This is a genomic window from Methylocystis sp., assembly GCF_046349115.1.
In the GTDB taxonomy this organism is placed as follows: Bacteria; Pseudomonadota; Alphaproteobacteria; order Rhizobiales; family Beijerinckiaceae; genus Methylocystis.
This window is the reverse complement of record NZ_JAXMCX010000003.1, coordinates 36,069-60,896: the sequence shown is the minus strand read 5'-3', so window position 1 is coordinate 60,896 and position 24,828 is coordinate 36,069. Positions and strand designations below refer to the sequence as shown.

Below are 24,828 nucleotides of genomic sequence, written 5' to 3'. Positions count from 1 at the left end.
TCCAATATAGGGCTGCTTTAGGTCGCGGCGCCATAGACGTCGTAAGCTTCCGCGCGCTCGATTTTCGCTGTGACAATGTCGCCGGCGCGCAGCGGGCGCCGCGATGCGATAAAGGCCGCGCCGTCAATCTGCGGCGCATCGGCCTTGGTGCGGCCCTTGGCGGGCGCGCCAGAAGCGCCGCCGCCCGGCTCGTCGATGATGACCGATAGGCGCTTGCCGATCTTGCGCTTCATCAGCCGCGCGCTGATCTTTTGCTGCGTCTCCATGAAGCGGCGCCAGCGTGTCTCCTTTGCCTCGTCCGGCACGGCGGGAAGGCCGAGCGCCTCGGCGGGCGCGCCGGCGACGGGCTCATATTTGAAGGCGCCGGCGCGGTCGATCTCGGCTTCCTCCAGCCAACCCAGCAGATAATCGAAATCTTCTTCGGTCTCGCCGGGAAAGCCGACGATGAAGGTCGAACGCAAGGCAAGATCGGGACAGGCGTCGCGCCAGGCGCGAATGCGCGTGAGGGTCTTCTCCTCATTCGCGGGACGCTTCATCGCCTTCAGCACGTTCGGCGCGGCGTGCTGAAAGGGAATATCGAGATAGGGAAGGATTTTCCCCTCCGCCATCAACGGCACGACGTCGTCGACATGGGGATAGGGATAAACGTAATGCAGGCGCACCCAGAGCCCTAACTCGCCAAGCTCGCGCGCGAGATCGATGAATTTCGCGCGCACGCTGCGCTCGCCGAACATGCTTTCGGCGTAGCGAATGTCGCGGCCATAGGCGCTCGTGTCCTGCGAGATGACGAGCAGTTCCTTCACCCCGGCGCGCGCGAGCTTTTCCGCTTCGCGCAGCACGTCGGCCGCCGGCCGCGAGACGAGCGGCCCGCGCAGATGCGGAATGATGCAGAAGGCGCAGCTGTTGTCGCAACCTTCGGAGATTTTCAGATAGGCGTAATGGCGCGGCGTGAGCTTCACGCCCTGTTCGGGGAGAAGGTCCAAAAACGGGTCATGCGCCGGCGCGGCGGCGCGATGCACCGCCTCGACAACGCTCTCATATTGCTGCGGGCCGGTGATCGCCAGCACTTGCGGAAAGCGCTTCGAGATCGCCTCCGGCTCCGCGCCCATGCAGCCGGTGACGATGACCTTGCCATTCTCGCTGAGCGCCGCGCCGATCGCTTCGAGCGACTCGGCCTTGGCGCTATCGAGAAAGCCGCAGGTGTTGACGACGACCACATCGGCGCCGGCGTGGCTGCGCGAAAGCTCATAGCCTTCGGCGCGCAGCCGCGTGACGATGCGTTCGCTGTCGACCAGCGCCTTGGGGCAGCCGAGCGAAACGAAGGAGACGCGCGGTGCGGCGTTCGGCCTGTCTTGTTCCTGCATGGCGCCCATTGCCATGCGGCCGCCGTCTTTGCAATCGCGGGCGCGACCTCAGGCCGTCAGCGCGCCAAGCAGAGCCAAAAGCGTAACAGCGACAAAGACGATGGCGTCGAACATGAACGCAACTCCGAGGAGCCCTCGACAGGGTCTAGCGGCGCGCGCTTTAAGAAAGGGTTGACGGCGGATCGTAGCGGTCCTCGCGACCTGGCTTGAAAAAGCCAACAAGTCCGTGACGATGCAGGCGGTTTCGACGGGACCAAAAGAAAATTTGCGCTTGGCCCAGGCGGCACTTAGGAATAAGCGCTTCGCTGGCGAGCTTTAGCGACGCCGCTTAGAAGGAACCGCCACGTCTTGACGAATTCGATAGTTCTCGGAACAGGGTCCTATGCGCCGCAGCGTGTCATCTCCAACGCCGACCTTGAGAAAATCGTCAGGACGAACGACGAATGGATCGTCAGCCGCACCGGGATCAAGGAGCGCCGGGTGGCGGCGGATGACGAGGCGACATCCGATCTTGCCGCCGCCGCCGCTGACGAGGCGCTGAAATTCGCGGGCGTCAAGCCTGACGATGTCGACATGCTGATCGTCTGTACGGTGACCGGCGATACGCCGACGCCGTCCTGCGCATCTTTCGTCCAGGCTCGGCTTGGCGCGCGGAACGCTTTCGCCTTTGACGTCGGCGCGGCCTGCGCCGGTTCGCTTTACGGTCTCTCCATCGCCGATCAATTTATAAAAAGCGGCAAGGCGAAGCGCGCGCTGGTGATCGGCGCCGAGACCTTGAGCCGTTTCGTCGACTGGACCAACCGCGAAACCTGCGTGCTGTTTGGCGACGCCGCCGGCGCGATTCTGCTCGGCGCCAGCGAAGAGCAGGGACGCGGCGTGCTCGCCGCAAGCCTGCGCACCGATGGCTCCATGACCGGAATTTTGGGCATCTACGGGGGCGGCAGCCGACGACCGCCGTCGCCCGAAATGCTGGAAGACAAGGCCGGGAAAATCAAAATGCGGGGCCGCGAGGTCTATAAGGTCGCGACGCGATTGTTGCCCGAAGTGGTCGGCGACACGCTCAAAGCCGCCGGTCTGACGGCGCAAGACATCAATCACGTCATCGCCCATCAGGCCAATAAGCGGATTATCGAATCGGCGATGCAGCATCTCGGCGTGCCGCTGGAGAAATGCTGGATCAACATCGATCGTTACGGCAACACGTCGAGCGCCTCGATGCCGATCACGCTCGACGAGGCGAACCGTGCCGGGCGGCTGAAAAAGGGCGACGTGATCGCCATGATGGCGATCGGCGCAGGTATGACCTGGGGCGGCGCCGTCCTGCGGTGGTAGCGCTTGAGCGCGCTATAATCATTTGAAATTCATCGAATTATCGGCGCCTTGGCGATTCCGCCCGAGGGCGGGCTCTTGCGGCTTGCCGAAATGATATAGTCATGCTATCGATTTTATAGACTATAGGAGAGCAAGATGCACATTGAGCGTCGTTTCGAAAAGCGCGTGGGCGTGGGAATTGTTGTGGGGTTGCTCTCGCTCGCCCTGTTGGCGGGCGCGCACTCGCAGGCGGGCCAGACATTCTTGAATGTCTCCTACGATCCCACGCGCGAACTCTATAAGTCGATCAATCCGGCCTTTGCCGCCGATTGGAATGCCAAGACCGGCGAATCCATCGAAATCCTCGCTTCGCATGGCGGGTCCGGCGCACAGGCGCGCGCTGTGATCGAGGGGCTCGACGCCGATGTCGTGACGCTGGCGCTCGCCGCCGACATTGACGCCATCGCCAATAAGAGCGGCAAGATACCCGTCGATTGGCAAAAGCGCCGACCCAATAATTCCTCGCCCTATACGTCGACGATCGTTTTCCTCGTCCGCAAGGGCAATCCGAAATCCATCAAGGACTGGGATGATCTCGCGAAGCCCGGCGTCGGTGTCATCACGCCCAATCCCAAGACCTCGGGCGGCGCGCGCTGGAACTATCTCGCGGCCTGGGGCTATGGGCTGAAAAAATTCGGCGGCGACGAAGTAAGGACCAAGGATTTCGTGAGAGCCATTTACAGGAACGCGCCGGTGCTGGACACGGGCGCGCGAGGCTCGACGATCACCTTCGCCCGGCGCGGCATCGGCGACGTGCTGCTGGCGTGGGAGAATGAAGCTTTCCTCGCGCTCAAGGAATTTGGCGCCGACAAATTCGAGATCGTTACGCCGCCACAATCAATATTAGCCGAGCCGCCGGTCGCGGTCGTCGACGCCAACGCCGACGCCAAGGGCAACAGGCAGCTTGCCGAAGCCTATCTCGACTTTCTCTATTCGCCGCCGGCGCAGGCGATCATTGCCCGCAATTTCTATCGTCCCGTCCATCCCGAATATGCGGCGAAGGAAGATGTGAAAAAATTCGCCAAGATCGATTTCATCACCGTGGACAAAACCTTCGGCGGCTGGACAGCCGCGCAAAGGAAGCATTTCGCCGACGGCGGCGTTTTCGACGACATCCAGAAACAAGAGCTGACAAGGTGACCTCCCCGATTCCTGTCGGCAAAAGCGCTCGGCGCTTCACGGCGCCGGGCGTTATTCCCGGCTTTCGCCTAACCTTCGGCTACACGCTGATCTATCTCGGTCTGATCGTCGTCTTTCCGCTCGCCACGCTCCTTTGGCAGTCGTCGGAATTAGGACTGTCCGGGCTCTATGCGATCGCCTCGGAGGCGCGCGTCGCCGCGGCCTTGCGTACGACGTTTTTCATTTCCTTCGCGGCGGCGGTCGTCGATCTATTCTTTGGCCTGATCGTCGCGTGGGCGCTCACGCGCTATGAGTTCGTTGGGCGTCGCCTCCTCGACGCCTTCGTCGATCTGCCCTTCGCGCTGCCGACCGCCGTCGCCGGCATTTCGCTTGCGGCGCTCTATGCGCCCAATGGCTGGTTTGGCGCGCCGCTCGCTGACTATGACATCAAGATCGCCTTCACCCGCTGGGGCATTCTGGTCGCGCTTGTCTTCATCGGCCTGCCATTCGTGGTGCGCACCGTGCAGCCGATCCTCACCGAGTTCGAAGTCGAACTGGAGGAGGCTTCCGCGACGCTCGGCGCGGGCCGGCTGCAAACCGTTCTGCGCGTGATGCTGCCGACTTTGGCGCCGGCGTTATTGACCGGCTTCGCGCTCGCCTTCGCCAGAGCCGTCGGCGAATATGGCTCGGTCATCTTCATCGCCGGCAATATCGCTTACGTATCCGAGATCGCGCCGCTGCTGATCGTCGAAAAGCTCGAACAATATGATGTCGCCGGCGCGACCGGAATCGCGACGATCATGCTGGCGATTTCGTTCTCCGCGCTGCTCCTCATCAATCTGGTTCAGGCCTGGAGCGGCAGAAGGTTCGGCCATGTCTGAGATGACGATTGCGTCTGCGGGGCGCCGCGTCAAACATCGGCCGGTCACTGAGGACTCGCCGCTTGCGCGTTATGCGCTCATTGGCATAGCCGGGCTGTTTCTCGCGCTCTTCCTGTTCGCGCCGCTTGCAGTCGTGTTCGTCGAAGCGCTCAGCAAAGGGATCGTACCCTTTCGCGCCGCGTTCGATGATCCGGATGCGCAGGCCGCGATCCGTTTGACTCTTCTGGTTGCGGGGCTTGCCGTGCCCGCCAATCTCATATTTGGGCTTGCGGCGTCCTGGTCGATCGCCAAATTTTCCTTTCCAGGCAAGAGCGTTCTCGTCACGTTGATCGATCTGCCCTTTTCAGTGTCGCCGGTCGTCGCCGGCCTCGTCTATGTATTGGCGTTTGGAGGTCAGGGCCTCTTCGGCCCATGGCTCGCCGATCACGATGTGCGAATCATCTTCGCCATCCCGGGCATCGTGCTGGCGACGATTTTCGTCACCTTTCCTTTCGTCGCGCGCGAACTCATTCCGCTGATGCAGGAGCAAGGCAACGTGGAGGAAGAGGCGGCGCTCACGCTCGGCGCCTCTGGATTCAAGACGTTCCTCACAGTGACGCTGCCCAATATCAAATGGGGCCTGCTCTATGGGGCGCTGCTTTGCAACGCGCGCGCCATGGGAGAATTCGGCGCCGTTTCCGTCGTCTCCGGCCATATCCGCGGCCGCACCAACACGATCCCGCTTCAGGTGGAGATACTCTACAATGAATACAATGCCGTCGCCGCTTTTGCTCTCGCGGTTCTTCTTGCAGGGCTGGCGCTCGTCACGCTGGGATTCAAGACCTTCCTCGAATGGCGGCACGCCGACGCGCTCTCCGGACGAACGCGCCGACATTGACACGCGCAAGCGCGGCGCTGCGATCCGCATTGAGGGCGTCGCGCAGGACTTCGGCGCCTTCGCGGCGTTGCGCAACGTCAGCCTCGACATTCAATCCGGCGAACTCGTCGCGCTTCTCGGACCATCGGGTTCGGGCAAGACGACGCTGCTGCGGGTAATCGCAGGCCTCAATTCTCCCGACCGGGGGCGCGTCCTGTTCGATGGCGAAGACGCGACCAATCTTGCCGTGCAGAATCGCCGCGTCGGCATGGTCTTTCAGAACTATGCGCTCTTCAAACATATGACTGTCGCCGACAATATCGCCTATGGCCTGCGCGTGCGGCCCAGACGCGAGCGTCCCTCTCGGTCGGCGATCACGGCGCGCGTCGCGGAGCTTTTGCAATTCGTTCAACTCGACGGGCTTGGCGATCGCTATCCGGCGCAGCTCTCTGGCGGCCAGCGTCAGCGTGTGGCGCTGGCGCGCGCATTGGCGATCGAGCCGCGCGTGCTGCTGCTCGATGAACCTTTCGGCGCGCTCGATGCGCGCGTGCGCAAGGATTTGCGCCGCTGGCTGCGCGACATTCACAAGCGGACCGGCTTGACGACGGTCTTCGTCACCCATGATCAGGACGAGGCGATGGAGCTTGCCGATCGCGTGGTCGTGCTCAACGAAGGCCGTATCGAGCAGATCGGCGCGCCCGAGGAGCTTTACGATCGACCGGCTTCGCCTTTCGTCATTTCCTTCGTCGGCGAAGCGGTCGCTCTGCCGGTGGCCGTCGCCGACGGCCATGTCGAATTCGGCGGCCGCCGATTGCACGTCGACACGCTTGGCTTGCGTAGCGGTCCGGCGAAAGTCTTCTTCCGCCCGGCGGACATCGCGGTCGCCGCCGAAGGAAACGGCGATCTAGAAGGACGCATTGAAAGTCTGCGCCGCACCCCCGCCGGCGTTCGCGCCACCATCGCCATCGACGGCTATGATCAAACGCTGGAAATCGACTCTCCGCTCGATCGCTCGGCCTCGCTCGGCGGCCGCATTCCGCTTTCCTTGGGAAAAGCCCGCATCTTTCCGACTGATGAGAATCGCCAATACCTCAATATTGGAGACGGCATTTGAGTCCCGCGTTTGCCGAGGCGATCGATGCGAAGAACGCCCTCAATGATTGGAATTCGGCGCTCTATCTGAAATTCGAAGCGGAGCGCACGCGCGCCGCCCGCGATCTGCTTGCGCGCGTGCCCCATTGCGAGACGCGGCGCGTTTTTGATCTTGGGTGCGGACCCGGGAACAGCACAAGGCTTCTGGCGATGAGCTTCCCCGGAGCCGACATCGTCGGGATCGACAGGTCCGACAATATGCTGTCGGTCGCCCGCGCCTGCACGCCGACGGCGACTTTCATCAAGGAGGACATCGCGGATTGGCGGCCGTCGGAGCCGGCCGATCTCATCTTCGCCAATGCGGCGCTGCATTTCCTCCCCGACCATCGTAGGTTGATGACCAGGCTGGTAAGCTATTTGCGGCCCGGCGGGCGTCTCGCCGTTCAAATGCCGAATAATACGCATGAGCTTTCGCATGCCGCCATGCGCATGGTCGCGGCGGACGGACTTTGGGCGCCGCGTCTGCTGCCGGTCGCCAAATCAATCATGACGCTTGGTCCGATCGAGGAATATTACAATCTGCTGGTGCCGCTGAGCAGTAAGTTCGACATTTGGCAGACGGTCTATGTTCACCCGCTCGATGGTCCCGACGGGGTCGTCGAATGGTTCGAAGGATCGGGCCTCCGTCCATTTCTCGATTTGCTCGACGAGGATGAGCGCGTCGAATTTCTCTCCTGTTACAGAGCGAGGCTCGCGCAAGCCTATCCACGCCAGCCGGACGGCAAGGTGCTCTTGCGGTATCCGCGCATGTTCCTCGCCCTGCAGAAATAAAGGCAGGCGCCCCTGGGGCGCCCCTGGGGCGGGCGTGCGGCGCGGCGCCAATCGATCCGACAAAGTGTGACATTTCTGTAACAACACGCTTCGATCGCGCAAATAGTCTATAAAGTCGATAGACAAAAAGCAGAGTTTCCGGTTGACTGACTCACGCAGCGTTGATGAAGCAGTCGCGGAGGAACAGCCTCAGCGACAGACGTTAGAGAGCTGGAATGTCAAAGCGGAAGTTAAAACTGAGCTCTGCCGTGGCGGCGATGGCGCTTGCCCTCGCGCCGGATTTGTCTTTCGGCGAAGAGGCGACGGCCGGACGAAATGAAGCGCCGCAAAAAGCCGCGGTGAAGACGAACGCCGCCGAGAAGAAGGCGATGCGCTCGCCAGCTGCGCCCGCCGCGCCGGCGGAGAAGAAGAGCTATTACGTGCCGACGCGCGGCTATCGTTTAGAACCGCAGCCCGACATCCCGCCCTATGTGCGCAATCTCGCCAAAACCTACAAGGAATTCGAAGGCGTCGATTGGCTGAATGTTGGCCTCGACTCGCGCGTTCGCTTTGAATATCGCAAGGACGATTATCGGCCATGGACGAGCACGACGACCAATCCGCCGACGTCGCAGCGAAAATATTTTCCCAATTCGCTCTGGCTGTCGCGCACCCGCGCCTATCTCGGCGTCCAGAATATCCTCGATCCTTTCAGGTTCGCCGTCGAATTTCAGGACTCCCGCGCCTTTAACAGCATCTATGAATATCAAGGTCAGGAGATCAATCAGACCGATCTCATTTCGGCCTATGGCGAACTCTATTTCAAGAACGCCTTCGGCCAGGACGACCTCGGCAATGATCGGCCCTTGACCCTTCGCGCCGGCCGCTTTCACCTCGAACTGCTTGACCGCCGGTTGATCGCGGAGAACGAGTTCCGCAACACCACCAATAATTTTGACGGCTTCCGCGTCAAAATCGGCAAGAAGGAAAACGACTGGGATATCGACAGTTTCCTGATGCGGCCTGTCATTCGCTATCCCTATCAATTCGATCGGCCTGACTGGCAGAACTGGATTTACGGCAGCGTGTTCAGCATTCGGTGCTGGTCGGATTATGCGACGATCCAGCCGTATTTTCTGGGGCGCAAACAATTTGCTGATCCGTTCAACGTCTCGAACGCGCTGAAGGTTCATCGCGACACTTATGCGCCCGGCTTGCGCGTTTACGGCGTGATCGACAATTTCGATTATGATTTCGACCTCAATAAGCAGTTTGGCGAAACTGGCGAATTCCGCCAGCTCGGAAATATCCAAAACGCGGTGCAGACGACGGTTCAGCACGACGCCATCGCCTATGCGTTCGAGGCCGGCTACACATTTTCAGACCATCCGTGGAAACCGCGGATCAGCGCCAATTACGCTTATGGCTCCGGCAACAAGAGTCCTTACGACAGCGTCAACCAGACTTTCGACGTCTTCTATGGTTTCAACCAGCCGTTTTCGCGCGACGACTATATCGCATGGAACAACGTCAAGGCGCCCAAGGCGCGCATCGAATTCACGCCGTTCAAGAATCTGCAGGTTGACACGGCCTTCAGCGCCTATTGGCTGGCGAGCGCCGCCGCGGCCTGGGACCGCGTCAATCTCTATGCGCCGCTCGGCAATAGAGGCACGTTTCTCGGCACGGAATATGATCTTCGCATTCGCTACAGGCTTAATCAGTTCATCAATATGACGGCGAGCTACGCGCATTTCTGGCCCGGCTCATTTACGTCAAGCTTTGCGCAGGCGGTCGCGCTGCAGCCGTTTTTCCCGCAGTCTTTTCCCGGACAGACAACGACGACGAACGGCCTGACCGCGCGCCCGACCGACTTCTTCTATCTCGAAGTCTCCGCCAACGCCTTCGGCGACGGCAATCCGATCACGAAGCCGCCGGGCGCTGATTTCCTCGCCCTCGTTTCGTCTGAGGGGCCGCCTCCGCCGCCCGCCGCTCCGCCGAGCTGGCGCGATGTTTACGTCGGGCTTAACGGCGGCGGCGCCTGGTCGAGCCCGCGGTCGATCGTGCAGCCCTGGCCGTTTGGCGCCGCCGTGGCGAGTCCGGACATTGCCGTCAGCGCGACGCCGATCGACCAGAGCAACCATCTTGCCGGCTTCGTCGGCGGCTTCCAGAGCGGCGCAAATTGGAAATTGGCCGACAGCGTCCTGGCCGGCGTCGAGGCCGATCTTCATGCCGTCTCGGGCAACACCGACACGAGATGGCGAGCTTCAGCGACCTCCGCCGGCGGCAATAGTTTCGCCACTTATGCGCAGCGCACCGCGACGCTCAATTATCTCGGAACCATCCGCGGACGATTGGGCTATCTCATTACGCCGACGCTCGCCGTCTACGGCACGGGCGGCATGGCCTATGGCGGGGTCATCTCCAATGCCGCGATCCTTACCCGCCGCATTGGCGGAACCAATCAGACGCAGGTCAATCCAGCCTATCAGGATAGTCTCATCGGCTGGACCGCAGGCGGCGGCGCCGAATGGATGTTTACGCCCGAATGGAGCGTCAAAGTCGATTATCTTTGGTACGATCTTGGCGCCGCTCAGGCCTCCAGTTTTGCGGTTCAGCCGAATGGCTTTTACGCCACCGGAGCGTCGAGTTCGACGCGGTTTAATGGCAACCTCATTCACGCCGGCGTCAACCGCCACTTTGATCTTAGCAGCCTCGTCACGGCAAAATAGGTCAAGTCAAGCGCAAGATCGGTTCGACCCGTGGGTCCTCGGCCAAAGCTAATCAGAATGGTCGGAATGGGCGCCTGCGCAGATGCGTGAGCTTTTGGTTGTCTAACTTCGACAAGCAGCGCCTGCGCCGTGACGGCGCCGGCAAACTTCTTGCTCTTTAAGCTTTGGCGGCCGATAGATCAAAAACGCCGGGCTGGCGGGCCAGCCAGATGCAGGAGTTTGCTCATGTTCGTTGCGATGAACCGGTTCAAAATCGTCAAGGGAAAGGAGCAGGCTTTCGAAGACGTCTGGCGGTCGCGTCAGTCTCGCCTTCAGGAAAGGCCCGGCTTCATCGTCTTTCACTTGCTCAAAGGGCCTGAGCGGGAAGACCACACGCTCTATGCGTCGCATGCGCTGTGGGAGTCGCGGCAGAATTTCATCGACTGGACGCATTCCGAACAGTTTCGCGAGGCCCATAAAAACGCCGGTCAAAACCGCGATCTCTATATCGGCGGTCCCGAATTCGAAGGTTTCGAGGCCGTCTTGACTGAAACAAATCCAAACTGCGCGTCGTCCGCCGCGCAGACGGATCGCTCGGCTTGAACGAGCCGCATGAGGCTGAGCGCGGCGGACGCAAGTTCGGCGCTCCCGCGACTGCGATTGTCGTGGACCGAGCAAACTGAACAAGGCGCCGAAATCTGATTGCTGACGCCGCGCGAATGCGCGCGCGGCGTTTGCGGCCTTGCGCGGCTCCGACCGCTCAGCCATTCGGGAATGATTCTCCTGACAGATGCCTCGGCAGCCGCGACATTCGGAACCGCTTCCTTCGAAGCGCGGCGCGTTCAATCTCTCTCGAGCGAGCGTCAGTTCGCCGGGCCGCTCGATTCGCGACTCACAATCGTTCATCGGAGCGTCGCCTGCGCGCCGAGCGATATGCAGCCGCGAAGTGATCGCCTCGTCGTCACTGTGATTATGTTTTGAACAATAGCTACGTTTTCTTCTTTGAAAGTGAAATAAATCCAAACTGCTAATTGTAGATATTTAAAATGTTTCTGAATTTTGACTGACTCAATTGACCACAAAAAAGTATGTACGTTATCCGTAATCACTCTTTCGACGAACTATGCGCTGCAAAGCAGTAAAGGCGGAAAAATGAGCAAGTACTATTCCGAGACTTCCTGCTTCAATGCAGTGGAAATCGGGAAAAAATCCCTGCTCACTTGTGGCCTCGGCGCGTCGATCGCCTTTTCGTTCGAAATCCCTTCCGCCGGGGCGCAAAACGCCTCGCAAACCTTGCCGCCGGTGACCGTCGACGCGCCGCGCGAAAAGCCGGCATCGAAAGTGCGGCAGCCAACGCCGCGCCCGGTCGCGTCGAATGCGCGCGCCAGCGCGTTTCGTCAAAGCGGCCCGCGACCGCATGTGGCCTCGACGCCGAGCGCAACCTCCGGCGCCGGACAGGGTCTGGCGCTGCCCTCCGGGCCGAGCGTCGCGCCGTCTCCGCCGACGGGAGAGATCGGCAATCTGCCGCCCGCCTATGCCGGCGGCGAGATCGCACGCGGCGCGCGACTGGGCATGCTCGGCAACCGCGACTTCATGGATACGCCGTTCAATGTGACGAGCTACACGTCGGCGCTGATCGAGAATCAGCAGGCCCGCACGCTGCAGCAGGTGCTGGAGAACGACCCGTCGGTTCGCATGGCCACGTCGGCGGGGCAAATCCGCGAGAATTTCAGAATTCGCGGCTTTCCGGTGCTCGGCAGCGAGCTCGCGCTCAACGGCATGTATGGCCTTGCGCCCGACGGCCATGTGCCGACGGAGTTTCTGGAGCGGGTCGAAGTGCTCAAGGGTCCGGGCGCGCTGCTCAACGGCATGGCGCCGTTCGGCGCGGTCGGCGGCTCGATCAATCTCGTCACCAAGCATGCCGACGATACGCCGATCACCAGCGTCACCACGGATTACACGTCGAGCTCGCAATTCGGCACGCATATCGACGTCGGCCGGCGCGGCGGCGACCATAATCAGTTTGGCCTTCGCTACAATGGCGTTTACCGCAGCGGCGGGACAGCGCTCGACGAACAGTGGAAAGTGCGCGGGTTGAATGCGCTGGCGCTCGATTTCCGGGAAGAGCGCATCAGGCTGTCGATCGACGCCTATCACAGCCAGGAAATCTTCAAGAACGGCAGCTCATTTGTCGCGAGCTTCGCTGGAATTGGAGCGGCGGCCGCGCCAAGCGCAACCAGGAACATGTTTATCGGTTCGAACTCCCGCTTCGAGAACGCGGCGATCGAAGCGCGCGGCGAGCTCGACATTGCGGAGAATGTCACCGTTTTCGCCGGCATCGGCTTCCTGGACAGCCGGAACTTCGGCTTTACCAACGGCGTTCAGGCTGTCGGCGTAAATCTGCTCGGCAACTATTCCGGAAACCGAATCGTCAATCTGCGCGGCTATACTAGTTCGCTGTCGACGCAGGGCGGCATTCGCGGCCAATTGGACACGGGACCGCTGCGCCATCAATTCGTGCTGAGCGCCTCGGCGCTGAAATTCAGTCAAAGTTCCGAATTCGGATTTGTCTCGCCTTACAGCTCCAACATCTATCTGCCCGTCGTGCCGCCTCAGGCGCCGCCTCCTTCGGTCGTTCCGGGCACCGCTTTCAATCCCAGTCGGCCGTATTTCGTCACCGATCCGCGGAAGACGAGCGAGAACTATCTGGCAAGTCTCGCTTTCGCCGACACGGTTTCCGCCTTCGACGAACGCATCCAGCTTATCGGCGGTCTGCGCAGCCAGCGGGTGATGACCAAGAACTTCCAAGCGAATACGGGCATAGAGACGAACTCCTATGACAGCGATCGGCTCTCGCCAGCCTTTGCGCTGATCGTCAAGCCGTTCGATAAGCGCCTCTCGCTTTACGCCAACTATATCGAGGGCCTCACGCAAGGCCTTCGCGTCACCAATCCGCAGGCGGCCAATTTCAACGAGTCGTTTCCGCCCTTCGTTTCCAAGCAGATCGAAACCGGCGCGAAGCTCGATCTGGGCGTCCTTGCGAATACGCTGAGCTTCTATGAGATTACGCAACCCACTCTTGCGACCGTGACCACGGGAGGCCTGATCTCCTATAAGCCGGTCCGGCAGCGCAACCAGGGCATCGAATGGAGCGTCTTTGGCGAGCCTGTCGAAGGCTTCCGCGTGCTCGGCGGCGTCACCTATATGATCGGCGTCATCACCCAGAGCGCCGACGGAAAAACGACCGGCAAGAACGCCTTCGGCATTCCGCGATGGCAGGCGAATCTCTATGGCGAGTGGGATCTTCCCTATCTCGTCGGCGTGACGGCGGAAGGCCGCGTCATCTATACGAGCGCGCTCTATGTCGACTCGCAGAACTGGTATCGCATTCCTGAATGGACGCGTTTCGACGCCGGCGTGCGCTACGCCACGAAGGTGTACGGCGCGGATATGACGCTGCGGGCGAATGTGAACAATCTGTTCAACCACAGCTACTGGTCCGGCGCCTTCAACGACGGCTTCGCGACGCTCGATGCGCCGCGCACCGTCCTTCTATCGGCGACCGTCAACTTCTAGAAAATCGGGAGCGGACGATGGACCTCTCGCCCGCCGCCTTTCAGTCCGCGGCCTGCGTCGCGATCGCCTCGGGAGCCGCCAGCCTCTATCTCGGCGCGCCAAACCAGCGGTGGCTGTCGCGACGCTTGTCCGCCTGGCCGAGCCGAGCCGCTGGCGCGGCGCTGCTGTTGCTCGGAGTCGTCCTGTGGCGTGAGACGGTTCAGCTCTCGACCGCGATTTTCGCGGCGTTCGCCCTGACCATGCTTCTGTTCATCATTTTTCCGTGCCTGGGGGCGCTGCGAACCATCGTTGGAAAAGCCCCATGAGTCAGATGAGTCAGATCAGACGCGACTGGATCAGCAAGACTTCGGCCGGAGCCATTCTGGGCTTCACCCTCGCGATTGCCTTTGCCGGGCTGTTTGCCTGGTTGACGCCCGGAGGATTGGCGACGCCAAACAAATTTCAGGTCGTGATGTGGCTGATCGCGCCGATCTGGCTCACGACGCTCAGCCTTTGCTTCCTTTTTTATAGCGGCATGCGCGCCTGGCTCTGGCTCGGCGGCGCGAATCTCATCGCCTACGCCGGATTGTTCGCCTGCCGTCATTTTCTTCGCTAATCGAGACAACGCACGATGCGCAGCGACGTTGTTCGGCTCTATAAGACTGTCCATACATGGACCGGCATCACTGCCGGCATGTTTCTGTTCATCGCCTTCTACGCGGGCGCCATCACGGTGTTCGCGGAGCCGCTCGCGCGTTGGGCGTCTTCGCCGGCTCCGATCAGTCGCACGAAGCTCGAGCAGTCGGATCAATTGATCGCGCGTACGCTCGCCGCGCGGCCTGACGCAGCCAAAGAATTCACGCTCCATTTGGGCGAGACGGAAGATCTGTGGGCGCGCCTCACCTGGCGCAAGGGCAGGGATGATAAGGCGCCCTGGTCCGCGGATCTCTCCGCCGAAGGCAATTTGCGGCTGGCGCAGTCGCATCGCTCGAACCTCGCTGATTTCATCGACAAGATTCATCAAACCGCCGGCATTCCCGGCGCCAATGACATCGGCGAAACCGTCATGGGCGTCGTGAGCGCCGTCTATGCCGTCGCGCTTGTTTCCGGATTGATCATCGTTCTGCCGTCGCTCGTGAAGGATCTCTTCGCGCTGCGCATCGGTCCGAACCTCAAGCGCTTGTGGCTCGACGCGCATAATGTGGTCGGCGTCGTCAGCCTGCCTTTCCACATCGTCATCGCGCTGACGGCGGTCGTCTTCTGCCTACACGAGCAGCTCTATGACGCGCTCGATCATGTCGTCTACGACGGCGGTCTAAAGACAATCATCGCCGCCAGCAATCCTTTCAACGTGATCAAGAAGGACGAGCGGCCAGCGTCCATGCTGCCGGTCGATGCGCTGCTTGACCGGGTGAAGGCGGCCTCGCCAAGTTTCACGCCCGTCGAGATGCGCTACCGCAACGCCGGAACTCGCGGCGCGTCAGTTCAGATTTGGGGATATGACACGCGCCATATGACGAGAGGCATGGGGTTCGCGGTCGTCAGCCCGGTCTCCGGCGAGATCGCCAACACCGACTATTTTCCAGGCAAGGAGGGAAACTGGACAGGCATCGTCGCGACGTTCTTCGCCCTGCATTTCGCCAGCTTTGGCGGCGACGTCGTGCGCTTCTGTTACTTTCTTCTCGGCGTTGCGGGCGCGTTCCTGTTTTACTCCGGCAATCTGCTCTGGATCGAATCGCGCCGGCGAACCGAGCGGCGACACGGCGGGCCCGTCGTTCAGAAAACATCGACGCGTCTGATGTCGGCGGCCACGGTCGGCGTCTGTCTTGGCGCCATATGCGCGATATCGATGACGATCGTCGCGTCGAAATGGCTCGATGGAACCGTCGCCGACATCGAACATTGGCACAACGGCGTATATTATTCCGTCTTCGTCGCCAGCGTTCTCTGGTCGTTTTTCAGGGGCGCCGCGGCGGCGGGCGTCGAACTTCTCTGGCTCGCCGCGCTGGCGACAGTGGCGATTCCCCTCACGACATTGGCCGGTTGGACTTTTCCAGCGCTCGGGATGCATGCCTCGGCGAGCATCGCCGCGCTCGGCGTCGATGTCGTCTCGCTCGCCGCCGCCTTGTCCTTTGTCGTCATGGCGCGCGCGGCGTCGCGCCGCGCAAAATATGGGCCGGCCGACAGCGTATGGGCCGCGCCTCGCCGGTCGGCTGCGGAAAACAACGCGAACACTATGCCCTGCGAGCAATGGCTGAAGTCACGCTTCGGCGAAGATGTGGGATCCGATCGTTGGTGGCGTCGAGTCGCCGTCGAAGGCTGTCCAATCGTCTCGGCGATCGGCAGGCATCGCGCGCGCGTCTCCTTCCTGTGGCGCGATCCCGACGGCGATGCGACGAGATCGCGTACGCGGCGCGTCTATATCGATATTTGCTCGGTCACCGATCATCATCTCGGCGATCCTGTTTCGCTCGAGCGAGTCGCCGGAACCGATGTCTGGCGTTGGTCCTTTGAGGTGGAAGCCGACTGGCGCGGAAGCTACGGCTTCATTCCCGTCGATGATCGTCATCCTTCGCCGCCCGAGCGCGGCGCCGCCCGCGAAGTCGCGATGCGGGACTGGTGGCGTTCGGCGCTGAAGCTCGCGCAAGCCGATCCGCTCAATCCGGGCGTTTGTCATGTTGGACTGCGCGGACAGAAGTTCTCGCCGGCGCATCTGCCCCAGGCGCCGTTCCAAGCGGCGTGGCGGGACGTCGACCGAAAAAACCGCATCGCCGCGGATCAAGGCCGCTTGCGTCAAATCTCATGGGACAGCGCCCGGCTGCGCAATTCCCGTCGCGTTTGGATCTATCGCGCCGGCGCCGGCGTGGGTCGAGAACTTCCGCTCGTTCTGCTCCTCGACGGACAATATTGGGCCGAGGCCATGCCTGTCTTCTCGGCTCTGGATAATGCCACGCAGGCCGCTCTGCTGCCGCCGAGCGTCTTTGTGCTGATCGATTCGCTCGACGAAAATACGCGGATGCGCGAACTCGCCTGCGACGAAGCATTTCTTGAAGCGCTTCAGCAGGAGTTGTTGCCGCTGGCGTCGCGCGTTGCGCCATGCGCCAGCGATCCGCGCAGCACCGTTATCGCGGGTCAGAGCTTCGGCGGGCTGGCGGCGCTGTTCGCGGGACTGCGCGCGCCCGATCGGTTTGGATGCGTGCTCGCGCAGTCCGGCTCGTTCTGGTGGCCGGGAGCTTTTGCGCCGGAGCAATGGCGACCTTTGACGGAAGATATTCGAGGCGATGCGCCGGACGTTCTCTCTCGCCTGATCGAGGACAGCAAGCGCCGGTCGTCTCATCTTCGCATTTTCCTCGAGGCCGGAAGCTTTGAAAAAATCATACAGCCGGAGAACGACCGCGTGCATCGGGCGCTCATCGGCGCCGGGCACGACGCCTTCTATCGCGTCTACTCAGGCGGTCACGATCCGCTGTGCTGGCGAGGCGGATTGCTTGACGGACTTGCCCGCCTGCTTGCCGATCGGCGCGCAGCGTCCGCTGGCGCAAGGGCGTTGCGGACAGTCGTTTCGGCGTCGGCGACTTCAAATGCGATGGAGCAGTTGCATGAATGACTCTCAGCCCAATCCCTTTGACGACGAGAGCCTTGCCTTTCTCGTCCTGGTCAATGCGCAAGGGCAGCACAGTCTCTGGCCGACATTTGCGCCGGCGCCGACGGGCTGGCGGCAAGCGTTCGGTCCAAGCGATCGCGGCGCCTGTCTCAACTTTGTCGATGAACATTGGACCGATATGCGTCCCAAGTCGGTGCGGGACGCTGCTCAGCCTTGCTGATCGGCGATCGTCGTCAGACGGCATTTCCTTCGAATGGAACGACAGTGCTTCTTGCTCCGCCTTTGCGATCTTCCACGCCGAACGAGCTTGAACTTCCGCTTATCGCCGCTCAGCCCGGCATATGGATGGGCGACCAGCTGTCCTCGGCGCGAAACGCCTTCATCGTCGCGCAATATGTCGAGCTCGACGGCGAGCTCGACGTCGAACTCCTGCGCCAGACCATTCGTATCGGGCTTGCTGAGGCCGATACGGTTCACGCCCGCTTTATCGAGAAGGACGGCCGGCTTTTACAGATCATTTCTCAGCGCAAAGACGCCGCCGATATTCCCGAACCGGACGTCATTGACGTAAGCGAAAACTCGAGTCCGGAGACTGCCGCGCTTGCTTTCATGCGCGCCGATCTCGCGTCGTTCCTGCCGCTTGACGGCGATCGGCCGCTCTTTCGTCACGCGCTGATTCGTCTTGGCGAAACATCGAACGGCGGGCGTTGGTTCTGGTATCAGCGCTACCATCATCTGATGGTCGACGGGTACAGCTTTACCGCGATCGCACGCCGCATCGCCGACGTCTACACGGCGCTCAGACGTCGAAAGCCCGTGGGGGATTCGCCTTTCGCCTCTTTCGCCGAGGTGGTCGAGGAATATCAGTCCTATGAAGGCTCGCAGGCGCAGGCGGCGGATCGGGGCTTTTGGCTGGACCACGCATGCGATTTGCCGGCGCCGATCGCGCTGTCGCAGCCAATCGCGACGCCATCGCGGTCGGCGGATACGTCATTGCCGTTGCGGCGCAGAATATCGCTTGCGCCAAACATTATGGCTGCCTTTGAGACACAGGGCGCATCGGTTCGCGTCTCCGGCGTCGAAATGGCGATGGCGGCCGTCTTCGCCTATCTGCATCGAATGAGCGGCGCGACTCAATTGACCGTCGGCATGCCGTTCATGCGACGCATGGGATCGATCGCGCTTTTCGCCGTCGGTCCTGTCGTAAATGTCCTGCCGGTCCAACTCGCCGTCGAACCCGCAATGTCGCTGTCGCGGGCGGCGGCGCAGCTCGCCTCTGAACTGAAAGCGGTGCGGCGGCGCCAACGTTACGAAGCCGAACAGTTGCGACGCGATCTTGGATTGGTCGGCTCGGATCGGTCGCTCTATGGACCGATGCTCAATCTCAAAATATTCGACTACCGCCTCGACCTTGATGGCGTCGCGGGCGTGACGCATCAGCTGGCCTCAGGGCCCGTGGAAGACATCGAATTCGACCTTTATGTCGACGACGGCGGATTGACGATCGATCTCGTCGCGAATTGCGATCGTTATGACGAAGCGGCGTTGAACCTTCACGCGAACCGGCTCGCCCGTCTCACGCAGCGGCTCGCCGAAGATCCAAAGCTGCCAATCGGAGCGGCGCCGCTCCTTGCCGAAGACGAGCGTGCGCTGATCGCGGCCGCGAACGACACGGCGAAGGACATTCCGCGGCTGACATTATGCGACATGCTCGCCGCCCAGGCCGACAAGACGCCGGACGCGACAGCGCTGATCGATAAAGAGCATCGGCTGACCTATCGAGAGGTTCGGCGCAATGTGTCTCGGCTGGCGCAAATGCTGGCGGAAGCGGGCGTGGTCTGCGGGGACCATGTCGCCGTCGCGCTGCCGCGCACGGTTCACTTGAGTCTTGCCATCATGGCGGCGCTGGAGACTGGCGCCGCCTATCTGCCGCTCGACATAAATTATCCCGACGAGCGCCTGGCCTATATGGTCGATGACGCCGCGCCGCGCCTGATCGTCACATGCGAAAGTCTGCGCAGCCGCTTCGAAGCGATGGGGCCGGTTCTGATCTTTGATGAACTTGCGCCCGATGTCGAACAACATGACTTTGCATCGAAGATGGCGCCGACGCCCGATCATCCGGCCTATATCATCTATACCTCCGGTTCGACCGGGAAGCCGAAGGGAGTCGTGGTCTCTCACGGCGCCGTGGTCAATCTGCTGCTTTGGCTGCAAGACGAATATGCGCTGAACGCCGACGATGTGGTCCTGCAGAAGACTCCCTGCAGCTTCGACGTGTCGGTCGGTGAGTTTTTCTGGCCTTTGACTTGCGGCGCGCGTCTGGCGATGGCCCCGGAAGAAGCGGACCGCGATCCCGAAGGTCTGCTTCAAATCATTCGCGATTATCGCGTCACCACGATGAATTTCGTGCCGTCGCTGCTTGCCGCCTTCATCGCAGGCGTGCGGAGGACGACAAACGCCGCGCGCCACGCCAAGAGTCTGCGCGCGGTGTTTTGCATTGGCGAAGCGCTGTCGAAGGAATTGGCGCAAGCTTTCGAAGATCTGTTTCACGCGCCGCTGCATAATGTCTACGGCCCCACGGAAGCCACGGTCGAGGTCACCTATCAGCCGGCGTTCGGAGAGGCGTTGGCGTCGGCGCCTGGGCCGGGCGTGCCGATCGGCCGGCCTTTGTGGAACACCGGCCTGCGTATCTTGGACGCGCGGCTGCGTCCGACGCCGATCGGCGTCGCCGGCGATCTCTATCTGACCGGCGCGCAACTTGCGCAAGGCTATTGGCGTCGCGCTTCGCTGACTGCGACGCGATTCGTCGCCGATCCGCAGGCGGACGGCGAACGCATGTATCGCACCGGCGACATCGCCCGCTGGCTGCCGAATGGCGCCGTCGACTATCTTGGCCGTAGCGACGATCAACTCAAAATTCGCGGCCAGAGAATCGAACTCGGCGAGATCGAAAGCGCGTTGCGCGATCAGCCCGGCGTGGGGCAGGCGGCCGTCGTCGCGCGAAGGCTTGGCGGCGGGGAAGAGTTGGCGCTCGGCTCTGACGCGCGCCAACTGATCGGCTATGTCACGCCCGCAGCGCCCGGCGAGACCCTCGACGGCGAAGCATTGCGCGGGGCGCTGGCGACGCGCCTTCCGGCCTATATGACGCCCGTCGCGATCATCGTTTTGCAAGTATTTCCGCTGAGCGCCAATGGCAAGCTCGATCGGAAAGCCTTGCCCGATCCGTTGAAAGCGGCGCAATCGAAAGGCCGTCGACCGCTTCCCGGCGCGGAAACGATGCTTGCCGAAAGCATCGCCAGTATATTGCGCGTGGATGAGGTCGGCGCCGACGACGACTTCTTCTTTCTCGGCGGCGACAGTATTTCCGCGATCGGCCTGTGCGCCGCGCTGCGTCGGCGCGGCTATCTGTTGCGCCCGCGAGATATTTTCGAATGCCGCTGCGTCGCCCGCATGGCGAAGGCGCTTGAATCGCCGTCCGACGCGACCGCCGCGGCAATTCATGAAGCGACCGAAATCAGCGACGCCGAGTTCGATACGCTGCAGGCGCGTCACGGGCCGATCGCCGCCGTTTTGCCTGCATTGCCCCTGCAGGAAGGGCTGCTGTTCCATGCCCGCCTCGGCGAGCAGTCGAGCCGCTACAATGCCATCTCCCGTTTCGACTTCGAAGGGCCCCTTGATGTCGAAAGGCTGCAAGATGCATTGGAGACGCTGCTCCGCCGCCATCCTCAGCTCGCCGCGATTTTTGATGTCGAACAGGGCGCGCCGCTGCAACTCCTGCCGTTGATCGATGCGCGTTCCAGCGAACGTCGCTGGCCGTGGAAGCTCTGCGATTTCGCCGCGCGCGGCGAAGCGCAGCAACTCGCCGAAGTCGATCGCCTTGAGCGCGCCGAGCTTGATCGAGATTTTCTCGGCGGCGCGGCGAAAGGTCGGATGATGGCGCAGGCGACGCTCGTGCGTCTCGCCGCCGAGCGGCATGCGTTGCTCGTCTGCTCGCATCATCTGATCGGCGATGGCTGGTCTTCGGCCATCATGCTGCGCGAACTGCTCGCCGCCTATGCCGGCAATACGCTGCCGCCGCTCGCGCCGGATTATCCAACAGTCGTGCGCCGGCTCGCGAGCCGCGATCCGGCGCCGGCGCGCCGCGCTTGGCGGGAAGCGCTACAGGGCGTCGCGCCGACATTGTTGTTTGAAGGGTCCAATGATTTTGGGGCCATTCATGAGCTGTCGCTCAATCTTCGGCCCGGACTCATCGAAGAACTCGAGACGCTGCGCCGTAGCCGCGGCCTGACGCTCAATACGCTCATGCAGGGCGTATGGGGCGCCTTTCTCGCTACAATGTCAGGCCGCAATGACGTCGTCTTCGGATCGCCGATGTCGGGCCGTTCAGAGGCCGTTGAAGGCGTCGAAGCGCATATCGGGTTGTTCACCAATACGCTGCCGGTCCGTCTGCTTCTTGCTCCAGATCGGCCGCTTCTCGAACAGCTCGCCGATGTCCAGCAGCGACAGATCGGCCTGCTGGAGCATGACGGGATTGGCCTTGGAGACATCCAAAGACAGTGCGGCGCGTCGACATTGTTCGACACCTTGCTGGTGGTGGAGAACTACCCGGAAGACGCGAGCCTGTTCGCGGCGGCGTTCGGCAGACTGCGCTGCATCGGCGCACGCAATCGCGGCTATACGCACTATCCTCTGACGCTGATGGTGTTGCCTGGACGCCGCGGTCTGCAGCTGCGGCTCGAATATCGCGATGGCGTCAAAGAGCCTCATCGCATCGCGCGCCGCATTGCACGACTGATGGAGCAGATCGTCGACCGTCCTGACGCGCCGCTCTCGGCGATGGATTTCCTGCTCCCTGAGGAGCGAGATGTAATCGACAGCGTCAACAATACGGATGTCACGACGCTTCCGACCACTCTAAACGAGTTGCTCGAGGATCAAGTCCATCGCACGCCGAACGCCATAGCGTTGGTCGATGCTGACCATGCGCTGTCGTATCGCGAAGTTCGCCGGCAAGTATCGGCGCTTGCACACAAATTCGCGGCGACGGGCGTCACAAGCGGCGACATCGTCGCGATTGCGCTGCCGCGTTCAGTTCGCCTCGCCATCGCGCTGATGGCGGCCCAGGAAGCTGGCGCCGCCTATCTGCCGTTCGACGTGAGCTATCCCGAAGAACGTCTTGCTTACATGGCGCTGGACGCTCGACCTCGCCTCATCGTCACCACGCATGAACTGATGGCGCGCTTCGAGCGCTTAGGCGCATTGCTGATTTATGATGAGCTATTCGACGGGACGAATGAAGACTTATCGAAAGTCCCGGTCCGTCCGGGCCCGGAGGATGCGGCCTATGTCATCTATACGTCCGGCTCCACCGGCCGCCCCAAGGGCGTGACGATCTCCCATAAGGCGATCGTCAATCGTTTGCGCTGGATGCAGCATGAATATCGACTGACCGCCGATGACGTGGTTTTGCAAAAAACGCCAAGCAGCTTCGATGTTTCGGTGTGGGAATTCTTTTGGCCGCTGATCACGGGCGCCTGTCTCGTCGTCGCGCCGCCGGAGGCGCATCGCGATCCGCGCGAACTGCTGCGGCTCATTCAGGATCAACGGGTCACCGTCATCCATTTCGTTCCGTCGATGCTCGCGACCTTCGTAGCGGCCGCGCAAACGGAATCGCGGGGCGCGGCCGACGCCGGCAGCCTGCGTCTTGTCTTCTGCAGCGGCGAAGCCCTGTCGAAGGAACTGGTCCGGTCTTATGAGACGCTGTTCCACGCGCCATTGCATAATCTTTACGGTCCGACCGAGGCGGCCGTCGACGTCAGCTATCAGCAAGCCTGTGGAGCTGGCGCGGAAGACGCTGCTGAAGCGGCGAGCGTTCCGATCGGCAGGCCGGTGTGGAACACCGCCTTGCGAGTGCTCGATCCCTGGCTGCGGCCGACGCCAATCGGCGCGCCGGGCGAACTCTATCTTTCGGGCGTGCAACTTGCTGACGGCTATCTCAATCGGCCTTCGCTGACAGCCAATCGCTTTGTCGCCGATCCTTTCGCCGAGGGCGAAAGAATGTATCGAACCGGCGACATCGTTCGTTGGCTGACCAACGGTTCGCTGGAATATCTTGGTCGCGCCGACGATCAGATCAAGATTCGCGGTCAGCGGATCGAACTCGGCGAAATCGAAAGCGCGCTGCTGGACCAGCCCGGCGTCGCACAGGCGGCGGTCGCGGCCAGAACGACTGGCCAACGAATCGGCGGCGGCGCCGATGAGCGTCAATTGATCGGCTATGTCGTTCCCTCTGAAGGAACGGAACTCGACGGCGAGGCGTTGCGCGGCGCGCTTTCGCGTCGCCTGCCAAGTCATATGACTCCGGCGGCTATTATCTGCTTGAAGGCGTTTCCGCTCAACGCCAGCGGCAAGTTGGACAGGAAGGCGCTGCCGGCGCCGGGAGAGTTGCAAAGGCGGCAGGGCCGTAAGCCGCTTCCAGGAATCGAAACGAGTCTGTGCGAAATCTTCGCGCGCGTGCTGGGCGTCGATGAGGTCAACGCCGACGATGATTTCTTCGCGCTCGGCGGACATTCCCTGCTCGCCATGCAGCTCGCCGCCGAGTTGGAGAGAGAATTCAAGACGCCGGTTTCGGTTGGCGAGATCATCGTCAATTCCAGCGTCGAGCGGCTGGCGCGCGCGCTGTTCGACGAACAGGCCGGCGAAGAGCGAAAGGCGGGTTTCGGCGAAGCGCTGCATCTGCGCTCGGGCGCCGGCGCGCCGCTGATCTGCATTCATCCAGCTTCCGGCTTTTCCTGGCAGTTCAGCGTTCTCACCCGTTATCTCGAAAGCGAGTGTCCGTTGATCGGACTTCAGTCGCCGCGCCCGAACGGCGTCATCGCGGTCTGCGAGTCGATGGACGAGGTCTGCGCGAAACATCTGGAGACGATCCGAAAGATGCAGCCGCGCGGACCTTACCGGCTGCTCGGCTATTCGCTTGGCGGCGTGGTGGCGCAGGCGATCGCCGCGCGACTTGTCGAGGAAGGCGACGCCGTCGAATTTCTCGGATTGCTCGACACCTATCCGCCCGAAATTCAGGACTGGAGCAGACCGCCGACGGAAGACGAAGAGCGCGAGATCGAAAAGGAGCGCGCGCTGTTCATGAACGCCTCCAAGGACGCGCTCGACTCGGCGTTGGCGAAGGAAAAGGCGGAAATGTTCGGCCATATCATGAAGAACTATGAAGATTCAGTGCGTCTCCTCGCCACGGCGAGGACGGCGCACTATTCCGGCGCGGCAACGCTATTCGTAGCGAAGCGGACCTTGCCGCCCGAAATGGACGTCCAGAAAACCTGGCGTCCCTATGTGGGCCAGCTCCATGTCGTTGAACTGGACTGCGCCCACACGGACATTGTCTCTCCGCGCTCCCTGCAGGCATTGGGGCCGATCCTCAATGACCTGCTGTGCGACGTTGAGGCGAGGGGGTAGC

General features: G+C 61.7%; 15 protein-coding genes. 14 read left to right on the top strand and 1 reads right to left on the bottom strand.

Features of this window, described 5'->3' with window-relative positions; translation table 11 throughout:
* Positions 1-17: 17 nt before the first annotated feature.
* A complete protein-coding gene (gene rimO / locus U1E20_RS09830) occupies positions 18-1,364 on the bottom strand; it encodes a 30S ribosomal protein S12 methylthiotransferase RimO (protein WP_409980802.1) in 1,347 nt (448 codons plus the stop codon).
* 348 nt (positions 1,365-1,712) lie between these two features.
* On the opposite strand from rimO, the gene U1E20_RS09825 reads away from it, so the two are divergent.
* The 14 genes from U1E20_RS09825 (at position 1,713) to U1E20_RS09760 (ending at position 24,827) form a co-directional block, all read left to right on the top strand.
* Complete coding sequence (locus U1E20_RS09825; RefSeq protein ID WP_409980429.1) at positions 1,713-2,696, top strand: beta-ketoacyl-ACP synthase III; 984 nt, start codon at positions 1,713-1,715, stop codon at positions 2,694-2,696.
* A gap of 135 nt (positions 2,697-2,831) precedes the next feature.
* Positions 2,832-3,875 carry a sulfate ABC transporter substrate-binding protein gene (locus tag U1E20_RS09820; RefSeq protein WP_409980428.1) on the top strand — a complete coding sequence of 348 codons (1,044 nt, stop codon included), beginning with the start codon at positions 2,832-2,834 and terminating at the stop codon, positions 3,873-3,875.
* Positions 3,872-4,735 carry a sulfate ABC transporter permease subunit CysT gene (cysT, locus tag U1E20_RS09815; RefSeq protein ID WP_409980427.1) on the top strand — a complete coding sequence of 288 codons (864 nt, stop codon included), beginning with the start codon at positions 3,872-3,874 and terminating at the stop codon, positions 4,733-4,735. The genes U1E20_RS09820 and cysT overlap by 4 nt, the downstream gene beginning before the upstream one ends.
* On the top strand, positions 4,728-5,612 hold the full coding sequence (gene cysW, locus U1E20_RS09810; RefSeq protein WP_409980426.1) for a sulfate ABC transporter permease subunit CysW: 885 nt from the start codon (positions 4,728-4,730) through the stop codon (positions 5,610-5,612). Before cysT ends, cysW begins: the two co-directional genes overlap by 8 nt.
* Positions 5,503-6,705: a sulfate/molybdate ABC transporter ATP-binding protein gene (locus tag U1E20_RS09805; RefSeq protein ID WP_409980801.1), complete on the top strand. Its 1,203-nt coding sequence runs from the start codon at positions 5,503-5,505 to the stop codon at positions 6,703-6,705. Before cysW ends, U1E20_RS09805 begins: the two co-directional genes overlap by 110 nt.
* On the top strand, positions 6,702-7,514 hold the full coding sequence (gene tam / locus U1E20_RS09800) for a trans-aconitate 2-methyltransferase (protein ID WP_409980425.1): 813 nt from the start codon (positions 6,702-6,704) through the stop codon (positions 7,512-7,514). The genes U1E20_RS09805 and tam overlap by 4 nt, the downstream gene beginning before the upstream one ends.
* A 215-nt stretch (positions 7,515-7,729) precedes the next feature.
* Positions 7,730-10,222: an alginate export family protein gene (locus U1E20_RS09795; protein WP_409980424.1), complete on the top strand. Its 2,493-nt coding sequence runs from the start codon at positions 7,730-7,732 to the stop codon at positions 10,220-10,222.
* A 225-nt stretch (positions 10,223-10,447) separates the two neighbouring features.
* Complete coding sequence (locus U1E20_RS09790) at positions 10,448-10,804, top strand: antibiotic biosynthesis monooxygenase family protein (RefSeq protein ID WP_409980423.1); 357 nt, start codon at positions 10,448-10,450, stop codon at positions 10,802-10,804.
* Positions 10,805-11,353: 549 nt separating this feature from the next.
* On the top strand, positions 11,354-13,777 hold the full coding sequence (locus tag U1E20_RS09785; RefSeq protein WP_409980422.1) for a TonB-dependent siderophore receptor: 2,424 nt from the start codon (positions 11,354-11,356) through the stop codon (positions 13,775-13,777).
* Between the two features lie 17 nt (positions 13,778-13,794).
* Positions 13,795-14,082, top strand: a complete 288-nt coding sequence (locus tag U1E20_RS09780; protein ID WP_409980421.1) for a hypothetical protein — start codon at positions 13,795-13,797, stop codon at positions 14,080-14,082.
* A complete protein-coding gene (locus U1E20_RS09775; protein WP_409980420.1) occupies positions 14,079-14,372 on the top strand; it encodes a hypothetical protein in 294 nt (97 codons plus the stop codon). The genes U1E20_RS09780 and U1E20_RS09775 overlap by 4 nt, the downstream gene beginning before the upstream one ends.
* 15 nt (positions 14,373-14,387) lie before the next feature.
* The gene (gene fes, locus U1E20_RS09770) at positions 14,388-17,363 is read left to right on the top strand and encodes an enterochelin esterase (RefSeq protein WP_409980419.1); all 2,976 of its coding nucleotides are present in this window, start codon (positions 14,388-14,390) and stop codon (positions 17,361-17,363) included.
* Positions 17,356-17,580 carry an MbtH family protein gene (locus U1E20_RS09765; RefSeq protein WP_409980418.1) on the top strand — a complete coding sequence of 75 codons (225 nt, stop codon included), beginning with the start codon at positions 17,356-17,358 and terminating at the stop codon, positions 17,578-17,580. Before fes ends, U1E20_RS09765 begins: the two co-directional genes overlap by 8 nt.
* 44 nt (positions 17,581-17,624) lie before the next feature.
* Positions 17,625-24,827 carry an amino acid adenylation domain-containing protein gene (locus tag U1E20_RS09760; protein ID WP_409980417.1) on the top strand — a complete coding sequence of 2,401 codons (7,203 nt, stop codon included), beginning with the start codon at positions 17,625-17,627 and terminating at the stop codon, positions 24,825-24,827.
* Position 24,828 lies beyond the last annotated feature (1 nt).

Excerpts from the sequence above, each read along its gene's own strand:
- U1E20_RS09790 (WP_409980423.1), top strand. The coding sequence starts at position 10,448 with ATGTTCGTTGCGATGAACCGGTTCAAAATCGTCAAGGGAAAGGAGCAG.
- rimO (WP_409980802.1), bottom strand. The coding sequence starts at position 1,364 with ATGCAGGAACAAGACAGGCCGAACGCCGCACCGCGCGTCTCCTTCGTT.
- U1E20_RS09785 (WP_409980422.1), top strand. The coding sequence starts at position 11,354 with ATGAGCAAGTACTATTCCGAGACTTCCTGCTTCAATGCAGTGGAAATC.
- U1E20_RS09765 (WP_409980418.1), top strand. The coding sequence starts at position 17,356 with ATGAATGACTCTCAGCCCAATCCCTTTGACGACGAGAGCCTTGCCTTT.
- U1E20_RS09775 (WP_409980420.1), top strand. The coding sequence starts at position 14,079 with ATGAGTCAGATGAGTCAGATCAGACGCGACTGGATCAGCAAGACTTCG.
- U1E20_RS09795 (WP_409980424.1), top strand. The coding sequence starts at position 7,730 with ATGTCAAAGCGGAAGTTAAAACTGAGCTCTGCCGTGGCGGCGATGGCG.
- cysW (WP_409980426.1), top strand. The coding sequence starts at position 4,728 with ATGTCTGAGATGACGATTGCGTCTGCGGGGCGCCGCGTCAAACATCGG.
- U1E20_RS09820 (WP_409980428.1), top strand. The coding sequence starts at position 2,832 with ATGCACATTGAGCGTCGTTTCGAAAAGCGCGTGGGCGTGGGAATTGTT.
- fes (WP_409980419.1), top strand. The coding sequence starts at position 14,388 with ATGCGCAGCGACGTTGTTCGGCTCTATAAGACTGTCCATACATGGACC.
- U1E20_RS09780 (WP_409980421.1), top strand. The coding sequence starts at position 13,795 with ATGGACCTCTCGCCCGCCGCCTTTCAGTCCGCGGCCTGCGTCGCGATC.